The sequence below is a fragment of the Pseudomonas sp. HLS-6 genome, from assembly GCF_002753995.1.
Lineage (GTDB): Bacteria > Pseudomonadota > Gammaproteobacteria > Pseudomonadales > Pseudomonadaceae > Aquipseudomonas > Aquipseudomonas defluvii.
The window spans coordinates 318,171-332,955 of sequence record NZ_CP024478.1; the positions used below are offsets into that span (position 1 = coordinate 318,171).

General features: G+C 62.5%; 12 protein-coding genes. 7 read left to right on the top strand and 5 right to left on the bottom strand.

From position 1 onward, the window contains the following. Positions 1 to 5: 5 nt before the first annotated feature. Positions 6 to 449 carry a Cd(II)/Pb(II)-responsive transcriptional regulator gene (gene cadR, locus CS390_RS01430; protein WP_065757992.1) on the bottom strand — a complete coding sequence of 148 codons (444 nt, stop codon included), beginning with the start codon at positions 447 to 449 and terminating at the stop codon, positions 6 to 8. 82 nt (positions 450 to 531) lie between these two features. On the opposite strand from cadR, the gene CS390_RS01435 reads away from it, so the two are divergent. The 5 genes from CS390_RS01435 (at position 532) to CS390_RS01455 (ending at position 7,741) form a co-directional block, all read left to right on the top strand. Further along, a complete protein-coding gene (locus CS390_RS01435; RefSeq protein WP_065758068.1) occupies positions 532 to 2,787 on the top strand; it encodes a heavy metal translocating P-type ATPase in 2,256 nt (751 codons plus the stop codon). Positions 2,788 to 2,793: 6 nt separating this feature from the next. Continuing rightward, the gene (locus tag CS390_RS01440) at positions 2,794 to 3,663 is read left to right on the top strand and encodes a LysR family transcriptional regulator (protein ID WP_099773313.1); all 870 of its coding nucleotides are present in this window, start codon (positions 2,794 to 2,796) and stop codon (positions 3,661 to 3,663) included. A gap of 225 nt (positions 3,664 to 3,888) precedes the next feature. Then, entirely contained in the window at positions 3,889 to 4,953 is a 1,065-nt protein-coding gene (locus tag CS390_RS01445; RefSeq protein WP_065757990.1) for a putative 2-aminoethylphosphonate ABC transporter ATP-binding protein, read from the top strand. 1 nt (position 4,954) lies between these two features. Then, the gene (locus tag CS390_RS01450) at positions 4,955 to 6,679 is read left to right on the top strand and encodes a putative 2-aminoethylphosphonate ABC transporter permease subunit (RefSeq protein ID WP_065757989.1); all 1,725 of its coding nucleotides are present in this window, start codon (positions 4,955 to 4,957) and stop codon (positions 6,677 to 6,679) included. A 36-nt stretch (positions 6,680 to 6,715) separates the two neighbouring features. After that, positions 6,716 to 7,741 carry a putative 2-aminoethylphosphonate ABC transporter substrate-binding protein gene (locus tag CS390_RS01455; protein WP_099773314.1) on the top strand — a complete coding sequence of 342 codons (1,026 nt, stop codon included), beginning with the start codon at positions 6,716 to 6,718 and terminating at the stop codon, positions 7,739 to 7,741. Positions 7,742 to 7,751: 10 nt separating this feature from the next. Here the strand turns inward: CS390_RS01455 and CS390_RS01460 are convergent, their stop codons facing one another. Both CS390_RS01460 and CS390_RS01465 read right to left on the bottom strand, forming a co-directional pair. After that, the gene (locus tag CS390_RS01460) at positions 7,752 to 9,116 is read right to left on the bottom strand and encodes a GTPase/DUF3482 domain-containing protein (protein ID WP_099773315.1); all 1,365 of its coding nucleotides are present in this window, start codon (positions 9,114 to 9,116) and stop codon (positions 7,752 to 7,754) included. Beyond that, on the bottom strand, positions 9,109 to 10,500 hold the full coding sequence (locus CS390_RS01465) for a DUF2868 domain-containing protein (RefSeq protein WP_099773316.1): 1,392 nt from the start codon (positions 10,498 to 10,500) through the stop codon (positions 9,109 to 9,111). The genes CS390_RS01460 and CS390_RS01465 overlap by 8 nt, the downstream gene beginning before the upstream one ends. 63 nt (positions 10,501 to 10,563) lie before the next feature. On the opposite strand from CS390_RS01465, the gene CS390_RS01470 reads away from it, so the two are divergent. Beyond that, on the top strand, positions 10,564 to 11,085 hold the full coding sequence (locus CS390_RS01470; RefSeq protein WP_099773317.1) for a dihydrofolate reductase: 522 nt from the start codon (positions 10,564 to 10,566) through the stop codon (positions 11,083 to 11,085). A gap of 15 nt (positions 11,086 to 11,100) precedes the next feature. On the opposite strand, the gene CS390_RS01475 is transcribed toward CS390_RS01470, so the two are convergent. Beyond that, the gene (locus CS390_RS01475) at positions 11,101 to 12,492 is read right to left on the bottom strand and encodes an L-cystine transporter (RefSeq protein ID WP_099773318.1); all 1,392 of its coding nucleotides are present in this window, start codon (positions 12,490 to 12,492) and stop codon (positions 11,101 to 11,103) included. A gap of 927 nt (positions 12,493 to 13,419) precedes the next feature. Between CS390_RS01475 and CS390_RS01480 the strand changes: the two genes are divergently transcribed. Continuing rightward, positions 13,420 to 13,740 carry a DUF3077 domain-containing protein gene (locus CS390_RS01480; RefSeq protein ID WP_065757983.1) on the top strand — a complete coding sequence of 107 codons (321 nt, stop codon included), beginning with the start codon at positions 13,420 to 13,422 and terminating at the stop codon, positions 13,738 to 13,740. Between the two features lie 130 nt (positions 13,741 to 13,870). On the opposite strand, the gene rpoH is transcribed toward CS390_RS01480, so the two are convergent. Further along, the gene (rpoH, locus tag CS390_RS01485) at positions 13,871 to 14,725 is read right to left on the bottom strand and encodes an RNA polymerase sigma factor RpoH (RefSeq protein WP_065757982.1); all 855 of its coding nucleotides are present in this window, start codon (positions 14,723 to 14,725) and stop codon (positions 13,871 to 13,873) included. Positions 14,726 to 14,785: the final 60 nt, after the last annotated feature.

Here is a 14,785-nt window from a genome sequence, read left to right on the forward strand (position 1 = left end):
GGCCATCAGTGGCCGTGGCTGCGGCCTACGTGTGAATGCTCTGCGCCCGGCGCGGTGACCGCCCCGTTGACCTCCAGATGCTGCAGGATCGAGCACTGTTCCTCTTGGGCGTGGCAATGCTGGCGCAGTTCCAGCAACTGCTCCTGCAAGGCCAGCAACCCGTCGATCCGTGCCTTGACGTGCTGAATATGTTCATCGATCAGCGCGTTGACGCTTTCACACTGAGCCTCCGGGCTGTCGCGCAGACGCAGCAGGCTGCGGATTTCATCCAGGGTCATGTCGAGGGTTCGACAGTTGCGGATAAAGGTCAGGCGCTCGACATGCGCCTGGGTGTAGAGCCTGTAATTACCCTCGCTGCGCGCAGGCTCTGGCAGCAGGCCTTCGCGCTCGTAGTAGCGGATGGTTTCCACCGGGCAGTCAGTCGTTTTGGCCAGTTCACCGATTTTCATTGCACATTCCCCGGCAGATTGCTTGACCCTATAGTGGCTACAGGGTGTGTACTTGGCAACAGGACCTTTAGGGATGAACCGTATGCACCAGCCTGTCAGCCACAACCACGCCCATAAGGCGCATGATGACCACGACAATGACCACGCTCATGGCCATCAAGCGCACGGCCATGCCTGTTGCTCGGCTGCCGAGGCGCCGGCGCTGATTCAGTTGAGCGAGGCGAGCAGTGCCAACGCTCGCCTGAGCCGCTTTCGGATCGAGGCCATGGACTGCCCGACCGAACAGACCCTGATCCAGAACGCGCTGGGCAAACTGGCGGGGATCGAGCAACTGGAATTCAACTTGATCAACCGCGTGCTTGGCGTGCGGCATACCCTGGTTGAGGCAAAGGTTATCGAGCAGGTCATCGCTGGCCTGGGCATGCAGGCCGAACCGCTGACAGAGAACGCCGAGGCGCAGGATGAGCCGCGTGTAACGGCGAAGAAGCCTTGGTGGCCGCTGGCGCTTTCTGGCGTCGCGGCCCTGGTGGCGGAAGTCATTCACTTCACGGCGGTCGCGCCGAACTGGGTGGTGGCACTGGTCGCGCTGGTGGCGATCCTCAGCGGCGGCCTGGGTACTTACAAGAAGGGCTGGATCGCCCTGAAAAACCGCAACCTGAACATCAACGCCCTGATGAGCATCGCGGTGACCGGTGCAGTGCTGATCGGTCAGTGGCCGGAAGCGGCGATGGTGATGTTCCTGTTTACCTTGGCCGAACTGATCGAGGCCCGCTCGCTGGACCGTGCGCGTAACGCCATCGGCGGCTTGATGCAGTTGAGCCCTGACCGCGCCACCGTGCAACAGGCTGATGGCCAGTGGCTGGAGATGGAGGTCAAACACGTGGCGTTGGGCGCTCGTGTACGGGTTCGTCCCGGTGAGCGTATCGGTTTGGACGGTGAGGTACTGCTGGGGCAATCCAGCGTCGATCAGGCGCCGATCACCGGCGAAAGCCTGCCCGTCGAGAAAGGGCCGGGCGACAAACTGTTCGCCGGCACCATCAACCAGGGTGGGGCCTTGGAGTTCCGTGTAACAGCGCCCGCCGGTCAATCGACCCTGGCGCGGATCATCAAGGCCGTGGAGCAGGCACAAGGTGCGCGTGCGCCGACGCAGCGCTTCGTTGATCAGTTCTCGCGCATTTACACCCCGGTGGTGTTTGCCCTTGCCCTGCTTGTAGCGGTCGTGCCGCCAGTGTTCACTGGAGCCGCGTGGTTCGACTGGATCTACCGGGCCTTGGTCTTGCTGGTGGTCGCGTGCCCTTGTGCCTTGGTGATTTCTACCCCGGTGACGATTGTCAGTGGCCTGGCCGCTGCTGCGCGCAAGGGCATTCTGATCAAGGGGGGCGTGTACCTGGAGGGCGGTCGCAAGCTTGATTTCCTGGCCTTGGACAAGACCGGCACCCTAACCCACGGCAAACCGGTGCAGACCGATTTCCAACTGCTCGATCCACTGTTCGAAAGCGCCGCGCAGCGCATCGCCGCCAGCCTCGCCGCCCGTTCCGACCACCCGGTGTCCCATGCGGTAGCGCAGCAGGCCGAACAGCAGGGCATCGTCGTGCATGAGGTTCATGACTTCCAGGCCCTGCCGGGGCGAGGGGTTCGCGGGCTGGTCGAGGGCACCTTGTACCACCTGGGTAACCATCGGCTGGTAGAAGACCTTGGCCTGTGCTCGCCGCAACTGGAAGCCCGTCTCGATCTTCTGGAGCGTCAGGGCAAAAGTGTCGTGTTGTTGCTTGACGGCTCCGGCCCGGTGGCGTTGTTTGCCGTGGCCGACACGGTCAAGGACAGCAGCCGTGAGGCCATCGCTCAATTGCACGAACTGGGCATCCGCACCGTCATGCTGACCGGCGACAACCCGCATACCGCCGAGGCCATTGCCGCCCAGGTGGGCATCGATCAGGCCTACGGCAACCTGTTGCCCGCCGACAAGCTCAAGACCATTGAAGACCTCTACAGCAAAGGTCATCGGGTGGGCATGGTCGGCGACGGTATCAACGATGCTCCGGCACTGGCACGGGCCGAAATTGGCTTTGCCATGGCTGCAGCCGGCACCGACACGGCCATCGAGACGGCCGACGTGGCGTTGATGGATGACGACTTGCGCAAAATCCCGGCCTTCGTCAGGCTCTCGCGCAACAGCGCGGCGATTCTGAAGCAGAACATCGTGCTGGCGCTGGGGATCAAGGCGATCTTCCTGGGCATCACCTTTGCTGGCATGGCGACCATGTGGATGGCCGTGTTTGCCGATATGGGCGTCAGTCTGTTGGTGGTCTTCAACGGTCTGCGTCTGCTGAGAAAATGAGGATGTATGTTGAGTGCCGAGTTGAAAGCGTTCTACATGGTCGCGCGGTTGGGCAGCATTACCCTGGCGGCGAAGAAGCTCGGGCTCAGCCAACCGACCGTGACCACGCAGATCCGCAATCTGGAAAGCCAGTACGGGGTTGAGTTGTTTTACCGTGGCGGTCGTCGCCTGACCTTGAGTGACGACGGTGCGCGTCTGTTGCCGATGGTCAAGGTGTTGTTGCAGCAGGAAGCGGACATCGAGTTCTTCCTGCGTAACAGCGGCCAGGCCCAGGGCACCCTGCGCATCGCCGCGACGGCGCCGTACTACATTCTCGACCTGGTGAAGATCTTCCGTGAACGCTTGCCGCAGGTTGAGGTTTCGGTAGAGATCGGCAACTCCCAACAGGTGTTGGAGTTGCTGGAAGACTACCGGGTGGACCTCGCGGCGTCCTCGCAGTTACTCGAAGATGCCCGGCTGGTGCGGCGGGTACTTGGCACCGACCCGCTGGTGGTGGCGGTGCATCGCAATCATCCGTTGGCCAATCGCGGGTCTGTGCCGCTCAGCGCCTTGAGCGGGCATTGCCTGCTGATGCGTGAACTTGGTTCCACGACGCGTCGCCTGACTGAACAGATGCTGGCCGATGCCGGGGTGAAGGCGGGTTCGTTGTTGGAAATCGGCAGTCGCGAGTCGATTCGCGAGGGGGTGCTGCGCAACATCGGCATCAGCATCATTGCTCGCCATGAAGTGCCGCATAACCCGGAATTGCGCGTGCTGACCCTGGAGGGAGCTCCACACATGTACGAATACCTCTATTGCCTGAAGGAACGGCGCCAGGCCCGTCTGCCCGCAGCGTTTCTTGGCCTCGCCCAGGAAGTCGCGGCCTGCAACCTGTAGGCCAAGGCAAGCCTGCTGCGCCTATCCCTGTAGGAGCCGGGCTTGCCCGCGATGCAGGCGCTGCGCACCCACTGGCACCCCGCCGCTGCAAACGGTGCGGCTTTGCTGGCAATGGCAGTTAACCCAAATCTGCCTATACCACTATCGGTAGCTTTTGCCTGCGCGCCACAGAAGCTTCGCATTCGCCTCCTAGCATGACCCTCATCTGCTCGGTGAGGCCCTGCCATGAACAACCCACTCGTAAACCCTGGCGCACAGATGAAGGTGCGCGGCATCCACAAACGCTTCGGTGCTTTCACGGCACTGCAGGATGTATCCCTGGATATCGCCGCAGGCGAGCTGGTCTGCCTGCTTGGCCCTTCCGGGTGCGGCAAGACCACGTTGCTGCGTTGCATCGCCGGGTTGGAGCGTCAGGACCGTGGCACGCTGTACATCGGTGATCGTGATATTTCCGACCTGCCGCCGCAGGCGCGGGACTACGGCATTCTGTTCCAGTCCTATGCGCTGTTTCCCAACCTCACGGTCGAAGCCAACATTGCCTATGGCCTGAGCGGCAGTGGCCGTGATGAAGTGCGCCAGCGTGTAGCGCAGATGTTGGAACTGGTGGGCCTGTCGGGCAGCGAGAAAAAGTACCCCGGCCAACTCTCTGGCGGGCAGCAGCAGCGCGTTGCCTTGGCGCGTGCCCTGGCGCCAGCCCCCTCACTGTTGCTGCTCGATGAGCCAATGTCGGCGCTCGACGCCCGTGTGCGTGAGCACTTGTGCAGCGAGTTACGCCAATTGCAGCGTCAGCTTGGCATCACCACCCTGATGGTGACTCACAATCAGGACGAGGCCATGCTGATGGCCGACCGCATTGCCGTGATGAACAACGGGCAGGTTGAGCAGTACGCCTCCCCGCAGGCGATTTATGACAAACCGGCCACTCCGTTTGTGGCCGAGTTCGTCGGCCAGGGTAACTGGCTGCCGTTCCAGCGCAGCAGCGACAGCCATGCGCAGGTCGGTTCGATGAACATGCGCCTCGACCAAGGCGCTAGCCAGGCCCGCAGCGGTCGGTTGTTCTGCCGCCCCGAGGCGATCAGTGTCAACCCGCCGACCCACGAAGAAAACCTGTTCCCGGCCCGGGTGCGGGAGATCACGTTCCTCGGCAACCGCTGCCGCATGAGCTTTGAGTTCAACGAACTGCCTGGCCATCCGCTGTTGGCGGAAGTCGCGCCGGAGGCCATGCCGCGCCTTGGTTCACAGGACATCTGGGTCGCCCTGCCACCGCGCAGCCTGCAGGTGTTTGCCTGAGATGGCTGCGCCAATCGCACTGCCGGGCGCTCAGGCGTCCCGCACTCAATCGGCCCGCATCGCACGGGGTGATCGCCTGTTCGTGGTCGGCGGTAAGGTGGTGTTGCTGCTGCTGTTGACCGTCGCTGTCCTGCTGCCGCTGCTTGCGATCTTCTGGCGTGGTTTCAGCAGCGAGGCCGGGCAGGGCGGTGGCCTGACGGCGGCCATTGAGCTGGTGACCAGCGCCAATTTCCATTGGTTGCTGGGCAACAGTCTCAAGGTATCGCTGAGTGTGGCAGCCATCGTCGTGCCCGTGGCCTACCTGTTCGCCTATGCCCTGCAGCGCACGCTGATTCCGGGCAAGTCGATCTGGCGCGGGATTTCGCTGTTGCCACTGCTGGCGCCGTCGATGTTGCCGGCCATTGCGCTGGTCTACCTGTTCGGTAACCAGGGGCTGTTGCGCGGTCTGCTCAACGACAACATCTACGGCTTCTGGGGCATTGTCCTTGGCGAGGCGATCTACACCTTTCCTCATGCCCTGATGATCCTGCTGTCGGCACTGTCGCTGGCCGATGCACGGTTGTTCGATGCAGCCTCCAGTATGGGCGCAGGCCCTTGGCGGGCGTTCCACAGCATTACCTGGCCTGCAACCCGGCAGGCGGTCTTCGCTGCATTCTGCCTGGTATTCACCCTGACCATCACGGACTTCGGTGTGCCGGTCGTGGTGGGCGGCGACTATCAGGTGTTGGCGCTGGAAGCCTACAAGGCGGTAGTGGGGCAGCAGCAGTTCGGTCGCGGCGCACTGATCGGTATGGTGCTGTTGCTGCCAGCGCTGTTCAGCTTCGCGGTCGATGCCTGGTTGCGCCGCCGTCAGGGCGATGCAATGAGTGGCCGGGCACAGGTGTTCCTGCCGGCGCCATCGCGGCAGCGCGATGGCTGGTTCCTGGCGCTGGTACTGCTGGTGTGCGCGATTCTGTTGCTGGTGGTGGGTATGGCGGTTTACTCGTCGCTGGTGAAGTTCTGGCCTTACAACCTGTCGCTTTCGCTGAAGCACTACCAGTTCGACGACACCGCCGGTGGCGGCTGGCTCGCTTATCGCAACAGCCTGACCATGGCCCTGGGTGTGGCACTGATTGGCAGTGTGGTGATCTTCACCGGTGCCTACCTGATGGAGAAAACCCGCGGCCAACGCAGCCTGAACCTGCTGCTGCGCCTGCTCAGCTTTGTGCCGATGGCTGTGCCGGGGCTGGTGCTGGGTCTGGGCTATGTCTTCTTCTTCAACTTGAGCGGCAACCCGTTGCATGTGTTCTACGGCAGCATGACGCTGCTGGTGGTGTGCACCATTGCACATTATTTGACCACCGCTCAGATGACCGCGACCACCGCACTGCGCCAACTCGACGGCGAGTTCGAGGCCGCCGCACTGTCGCTCAAGGCGCCGCTGTACCGGCATTTCCTGCGGGTGACTGTGCCGATCTGCCTGCCCGCACTGCTGGACATCATTCGCTACCTGTTCGTCTCGGCGATGACCACGGTGTCAGCGGCGATCTTCCTCTACAGCCCCGACACCATCCTCGCCGCCGTCGCTGTGTTGAACATGGACGATGCCGGCAACGTCGGCGGCGCGGCGGCCATGTCCACCCTGATTCTGCTGACCAGCGCGGCCGTCTCGTTGCTGCTGGCCTGGGCCTCGCGCGGCCTGCTGCAACGCTCCCAAGCCTGGCGCCAGCGTGCGCCAGGCCACTGATCACCCTCTAACCTGTACCGCTCAAGGAACCGCACCATGTTCAAGCCACTTGCTCTTGCCGCTGCCGTCCTCACTGCCATGACTGTGCAGGCCCAGGCCGCTACGACTCAACTGACGGTGTACACCGCACTGGAGGCCGAGCAGTTGAAGACCTACAAACAGGCCTTCGAGAAGGCCAACCCGGATATCGAGATCAAATGGGTACGTGACTCCACCGGCATCATTACCGCCAAGCTGCTGGCGGAAAAGGATCGCCCGCAAGCCGATGCGGTCTGGGGCCTGGCGGCCTCCAGCCTGGCGGTTCTTGACCAGCAGGGCATGCTGCAGCACTACGCCCCCAAAGACCTGGAAAAGATCGGTGGCAACTACCGCGACGCGGCCAATCCACCGGCCTGGGTTGGCATGGACGTCTGGGCGGCGACCATCTGCTTCAACACCATCGAGGCCGAGAAGCAGGGCCTGAGCAAGCCTCTGAGCTGGCAGGACCTGACCAAGCCGGAATACAAGGGCAAGATCGTCATGCCGAACCCTGCGTCCTCCGGCACTGGCTTCCTGGACGTCAGCGCCTGGTTGCAGACCTTTGGTGAACCACAGGGCTGGGCGTACATGGATGCTCTGCACCAGAACATCGGCCAGTACGTTCACTCCGGTTCCAAACCCTGCAAGTTGGCCGCGGCCGGTGAATTCCCGATTGGTATTTCCTTCGAGTACCCGGCGGTTCAGCTCAAGCGCCAAGGTGCGCCGTTGGATATCGTCTTGCCAAAAGAAGGCCTGGGCTGGGAGATCGAGGCTACTGCCGTACTCAAGGGCAGCCAGCATGAAGCAGCCGCCAAGCGCTTGGCCGACTTCTCCGCCAGCCCGGCGGCGATGGAGTTGTACAAGGAAAACTTCGCCGTGCTGGCTCAGCCGGGCATCGCCAAGCCGCAGACCGAACTGCCAGCCGACTATGAACAGCGCCTGATCAAGAACGACTTCGCCTGGGCCTCGAAAAACCGTGACGGTATCCTGGCTGAATGGCGCAAGCGCTATGACGGCAAGTCGGAAAAGGTGGCGCAGCAGTAAGTGACAGGGCCTACAGCTCTTGCACCAAGGCTTCAAGCTGCTCCAGGCGCTCTGCCTGGCTCAGCCGCGCCCCCGCATTGAGCGATGACCACTGCGGGTGCGCCCGAGCCTTGTTGAGGGCTTCGGGCAGCTTGCCGTCACGCCAGCTGTTGTCCTGTGGTGTGCCCAGTGTGATGCGCGCCTGTGCTGCGTGCCCACGGTGGTCCAATGCCTGAGCCAGCTGGCGCTGACGCAAGGCCAGCAGGCGTAACACACCATCGTCCACTGTCAGTTCACGTTGCCCTTTGAGCTTGCCCAGCAAGCGCGAGCCATAGTTGCGTGCGGTCTGCAGCGCGCCGCCGGCAATGGCGCCAGCCAATGCTGCCGCGCCCAGGGTCAGGCCACCTACCAGCAAGTCAACGCCCGCACCTGCGGCAGCCCCTGCCGCCACGCCGCTACCCAGGCGAACACCCAGCAGCTTGAGGGTTTCCGGGTTGAACAGGTCATCGCCCCAGCGTCCGTCGAGCAACGGCAGATCCTCGGCGCTGGCATCCTGGCTGCGGAACGCATAGAGCTTGAGCAAGGCGTCGACGCAACGTTGTTCACGTTGGCGTATGGTCTGGCGCAACTGCTCGATAGCCGCCGCCTCCTGTGCGGGGTCGGCCAGTACACTGCGGCGACAGGCTGCGCAGTCGAGCAGCAGCTCGGCGATCAGTTGGCGGGCGCTGTGACGACGCGCTTCGCGCTGCGCCTGTTGGTCGTCGATCAAGCGCTGCAGGGCAGGGCGGGCACTTTCCAGCAGAATGCCAAGGCTCTCATAAAGCCTGCGTTCGCCATCTTCCGGTGGGGCCACGCTATCGAAGCGCACCAGCGCATGCAGCCCCAAACGGGCCAGCGCTTCGCGCCAGTCCGGTTCACGATGGTTGCTGCTGGCGACGAAATTGAGCACCGGCAGCAGCGGTTTACCGCAGCCTGCCAACACCTCCAGTTCATCGCGGTATTTGGCCAGCACCGGCTCGCGGGCATCGATCACGTATAGCCCGGCATCGCTGGCCAGTAACTGGCGCAGCACCTTGGCTTCCTGTTCAAAACGCTGGCGGGCTTCGCTGCCCTGCAGAAAGCGCTCCAGTCGCGCCGGGCCGTCGAGGCGTTCGCCGGGGCGCTCCAGGCGTTCGAGGTAGTCGAGCAGGGCGATGGCGTCTTCCAGGCCGGGTGTGTCGTAAAGCTCCAGCAGGGGCTCGCCCGCCACCGACAACCGTGCGCCTTCCACGTGGCGGGTGGTGCTGGGCCGGTGTGACACTTCACCAAACCCCACATCGCGGGTGAGGGTGCGCAGCAGCGAGGTCTTGCCGACGTTGGTGTGGCCGACCACGGCCAGCTTCAAGGGCTCAGTCATGGCCATGCTCCAGCCAGTGCAAGGGCGCCGTGTCGGCGAACGTCAGGTCAAGTTTTTCCAGCGCCTGATGCCAGTCGCCCAGTCGCTCGCTGTCCAGTGCTTGCCCAGGTGGCGCTTGCATCAGCCAGATCCGCGTGGCCCCGGCGCTGCGCGCCAGTTCGGCGATCAACGCCAGGCTGCCACGGTCCGGCGAGCGGCGTGGGTCGCAGGCTATCGCCAGACGTGCAGGGGGGAAGCGGCTCAGTTGTTCCAACAGCCGGTTGCGCGACTCGCGGCTGTCGAGGATGCCGGCATCCACGACGCTGGCGGGTAGCGCGGGTGGCCACGGGCGCTGGTCGTCCAACTCAAGGCCCACCAGCAGGGCGCCTGCGCTGTGTTCCGCGTCGGCCAGGCGAGTGACCTCTGGCATGGCCGCGGGTTCTGGGTCGTTGATGCCCAAGCGTTCGCTACTGGGTATCAGGGCCTCACGCAGGGTGTTGTAGCCCGGTAGTTTCAGGTCCAGGCTCAGGTGCTGACGGCCACGTCGCCAGCGCCACAGGCAAGTCGCGGCCAGCAGCAGGCGCGGCAGCAGGCCGTAGACCATCAGCACGCCCAGCAACCAGCCGGCCCACGCCTGACGGGCCAGTTCCAGCACCGGCTGGCTGACGCCGCTGGCGCGGATCATGGCCACGTCCGGCACGCTGAAACCCAGCAGTGCCGGCAAGGCACCGAGTGCCTGGGTCAGGTCAATGAAGGTCTGGTCGCCGAGGATGGTGGTCTCCCAGACAAAGCCGTAACGGCGGGTTGCCAGCAGTACCAGCAGCACCAGCAGGGCGCTGCCCAGTGCCAGTAGCCAGAGGCCGTTGACCAGAGCCCCGAGCAGCCAGCGGTTGAGCCGCTGGCGTTGCAACAACAGCAGTAAGGCCGGCGCCAGATGCACCGCCTGCGCGTCGCGTGCGAGCTTCTCGCTCAGCCATAGCCATACACGGCCCAGGCTTGCACCTTGCTCGCCAGCCAGGGAAAAGCTCATGGCCCAGCTCAGCAACAGCAGCAAGTTGACCCCGAGCAGGCTGCCCACGGCCCAGAACACATTCACCGGTCGCTGGCCGTCGCCCAGCGCGGCAAAGGCCAAACCGGCACCGCTCAGCACAGCCACCGCCAGCAGCACCAGCAGGGCCAGTCGCGCGCCCTGTTTCCAGTGCAGTAGCGCGGCACGCATGCCGTCACGTTCAGCCAGCCAGAGCGCACGGTTTTCGATCCGCGTTGCGAGGTCGCCCCCCAGTTGGCGGGCACGGCGATTAGCCTCCTGATCGTCCAGAGGGCCGGCGTGTTCTTCGCGCAAGCGTACCGCTTCGGTAAGCCAGCGTTTGTCCAGGTCTGTCAGTCCAGTCACGCAAAAGTCCATTGATCACGTCAGTCCAGAGCATAACCCAGGCGTGGCACAGCGGGCTTTGCTATCCTCGCCGACATGAAAACATCACTTCCCCTCAGCCTGATCGCGGCGCTCGCCGAGAACCGTGTGATCGGCATCGACAACCGCATGCCCTGGCACCTGCCGGGGGATTTCAAGTACTTCAAGGCCACCACCTTGGGCAAGCCGATCATCATGGGTCGCAAGACCTGGGATTCGCTCGGTCGACCATTGCCGGGTCGGCTCAACCTGGTGGTCAGCCGCCAGCCCGGGCTGACACTGGAAGGTGCCGAGGTGTTCGATTCGCTAGAGGCGGCCATCGCCCGTGCCGACGCCTGGGCGCGTGAGCAGGGGGTGGACGAGCTGATGCTGATCGGCGGTGCGCAGCTCTACACCCAGGCGCTGGCGCGTGGTCTGGCAGATCGCTTGTACCTGACCCGGGTCGAGTTGAGCCCGGAAGGGGACGCCTGGTTCCCTGAGTTTGATGCTGCGCACTGGCGCTTGGCATCCACCCAGGAAAACCCGGCCAATGAACAGACCCCGGCGTATCACTTCGAGGTCTGGGAGAAGGCCTTGTAGGCGCTGACGCCCTACTCAGGTATTTGACAGCGCCGCGTGTTCATCCGCTGCCAGCAGTGCCTTGTCGGTCTGCTGCATCATCTGGCTGGTAATCACGCCCGCTGTCATTGAGCCACTGACGTTCAGCGCTGTGCGGCCCATGTCGATCAGCGGTTCTACGGAAATCAGCAGCGCCACCAGTTCCACAGGCAAGCCCATCGCTGGCAGCACGATCAGTGCGGCGAAGGTAGCTCCGCCCCCCACGCCCGCCACACCGGCCGAACTCAGGGTCACAATCGCTACCAAGGTTGCGATCCACAGAGGGTCGAGCGGGTTGATGCCCACTGCAGGCGCAACCATTACCGCCAGCATTGCCGGGTACAGGCCGGCACAGCCGTTCTGGCCAATGGTGGCGCCGAACGAGGCAGCGAAGCTGGCAATCGACTGCGGCACGCCCAGGCGCTGGGTTTGCGCTTCGATATTCAGCGGAATACTGGCTGCACTGGAGCGGCTGGTGAAGGCGAAGGTCAGCACCGGCCAGACCTTGCGCAAGAAGCGCAGCGGGTTGATGCCGCTCAGCGACAGCAACAGGCCATGCACCACGAACATCAGCCCCAGGCCGATGTAGGACACCACCACAAAGCTACCCAGTTTGAGGATGTCGTCCAGGTTCGAGCTGGCCACCACCTTGGTCATCAGTGCGAGCACGCCGTAGGGGGTCAGCTTCATCACCAGGCGAACCAGGCGCATCACCCAGGCTTGCAGGGTGTCGATGGCCGCCAGGGCACGGTTGCCTTTCTCTGCATCGTCCTTGAGCAGCTGCAGCGCGGCCACGCCGAGGAAGGCCGCGAAGATCACCACACTGATGATCGAGGTTGGCTTGGCCCGGGCTAGATCACCCACCGGGTTCTGCGGGATGAACGACAGCAGCAATTGCGGGATATTCAGGTCGGCGACCTTACCGGCGTAATCGCTCTGGATGGCCTGCATGCGCGCCATTTCCTGAGTGCCGGCGACCAGCCCTTCAGCACTCAGACCGAACAGGTTGGTCAGCACGATGCCGATCAGCGCGGCAATGGCCGTGGTGAACAGCAGGGTGCCGATGGTCAGGAAGCTGATCCGGCCCAGTGACGAGGCGTTGTGCAAACGGGCCACAGCGCTGAGGATCGACGCGAAGATCAGCGGCATGACGATCATCTGCAGCAACTGCACATAGCCGTTACCGACCAGATCGAGCCAACTGAGGGTGGCCTTGAGCACTGGGTGGCCGGCGCCATAAATGGCATGCAGAGCGGTTCCGAACAGTACGCCGAGGATCAGGCCCGCGAGAACCTTCTTCGCCAGGCTCCAGGTGCTGTTACGGGTTTGTGCCAGGCCTAGCAGCAATGCGAGGAACGCCAGCAGGTTAAGGGTTAACGGCAGATTCATTGAAGCTCCAAAACAAAGCAGGGGCATCGCTTCTGTGTGCGATTGCGAACAGAAATGCTAACAGCATGAAAACTGACGAATTTATATCGAAATGGAATTTGCTTAGTTGTTTTTGGAATAAAAAGTGTTGCGAAGCGTAGATGCGATAGTAAATGGGCGTGATGGACTACGGTAATTCTAGGTGCCAAGAACTGTCCTACGAGCGCTGTCGAACTTGAAAGGTTGCTCGGGGGAGGGTGTGAGACTACTTTCGCTCAATTGATGCTCAATCGGCGATCGTGTGTGGGAAACCGAAGACCTGACGTGCATCAGCGAAGTTTTGGCGGCTGTGCGCAGGCAGGCTTATGCCTGGCCGGTTTCCAAACTCGCCGGTTTCTCACCCCGCGTACAGCTGCCACCCAATTTTGTGAGAGTGATTCCGTCTGTTCTCGGTTGAGAGCGTACTGGACGTGATGCCGGTTTCATCAGCCGGGTCGACACCTTGCTTAACATTGTGAGCGCGTTAGGGTGGGGTGCCAGCCCGTTTGCGGCGCCTGCATCGCAGGCAAGCCTGGCTCCCACAGGATTGCGCAAGGCTGCGTGGGCGTTGGCTTGCCAACGATGTGCCCGAACCCTGCTTATCGCGCTGCTGTAATTCTAGGCTTTAGGAACTATCCTACGAGCGCTGTCGCCTTGGGGTGATTGCCCTATGTGTGTCTCGGTATTAGCTTCGACCTGTCACTGAACGTTCAGTGATCGGGCGTGAGAACCCGGAAGTCAGATACAGGGCGCAGTCCTTTATGGCGTTATGTCATGGTAGCCGTGCGCGGGCAGATTTCGGTCTGGCCGAGCTCCTGTATCCTCGGTTTCTCACCCCGCGTACGGCTGCCACCCTATCTCGTGAGAAAGATCGGATGGCAGCTCCTTCATCAGGTACAGGAGTGCACCATGAAAAAAATCGTCCCCGATCCACCTCCCGCCCTTGGCACCACTGCCGCCATCCCTTTTGGCACCTGCCAGTCCAGTCATCCTCCGATGTTCAGCGTTTGCAGCGGTGTCCAGGCCGAAGACGCGCTGGTTCATGCGACTCTATTGCTGCGCGGTATCCGTGACGTTACCGACTACTACTGCCAGCACCATGCCGAAGAAACCGGGCGTGGGATGTTGTGGTCGGTGCTGCATTCGGCGGAAATGGCCAAGGCATTGGTTGAAGGCGTATTGGATGGGATGCCGGTGTCGTCGGCAGGGCCGGCGCCTACGTCAACGTAGCGAGCGCATGATTCTGCAGGGCAGTCGGTTCGCGGCGCCTGTATCGCAGGCAAGCCTGACTTCCACTGGATTGCACAAGGCGGTGTGGGAGTTGGCTTGCCAACGATGGGTTTGGGCCGCTAAGGCGGTCTCAGGCGACGATCAGCGCCTTGACCTTGTTCATCGCGTTTTTCTCCAGCTGGCGAATACGCTCAGCCGACACGCTGTATTTCTCAGCCAGGTCATGCAGGGTGGCCTTTTCTTCGGCCAGCCAGCGCTGGTAGAGAATGTCGCGGCTACGCTCATCCAGGCCTTGCAGGGCTTCGTGCAGGTTGCTGGTGGAGTTGTCGCTCCAGTCTGCATCCTCAAGCTGACGGGCCGGGTCGTAACGGTGGTCTTCCAGGTAGTTGGCTGGAGACTGGAAGGCGCTGTCGTCGTCCGCTTCAGCGGCTGGGTCGAAGGCCATGTCCTGACCGGTCAGGCGGCTTTCCATCTCGCGGACTTCACGCGGCTCTACACCCAGGCTTTCGGCTACACGATGCACTTCATCGTTGTTCAGCCAGGCCAGACGTTTCTTTTGGCTGCGCAGGTTGAAGAACAGCTTGCGCTGAGCCTTGGTGGTCGCGACTTTGACGATTCGCCAGTTACGCAGGATGAATTCGTGGATCTCGGCCTTGATCCAGTGCACGGCGAACGACACCAGACGAACGCCCATTTCCGGATTGAAGCGTTTGACCGCCTTCATCAGGCCAACGTTACCTTCCTGGATCAGGTCAGCCTGGGCCAGCCCGTAACCCGAGTAACTGCGGGCGATATGCACGACAAAACGCAGGTGGGCGAGCACCATTTGCCGAGCCGCCTCAAGATCCTGCTGGTAGTAGAGACTCTCGGCCAGTTCACGCTCCTGCTCGACGGTCAGCAAAGGGATGCTGTTGACCGTGTGTACGTAGGCCTCCAGGTTTGCACCGGGGACCAGGGCATAAGCAGGTTGCAACGAAGTGGTCATACGAAAAAACCTCCGACTCACTGAATTCGTGCCCGTGGGCACTGCCAACATTGACCGGGG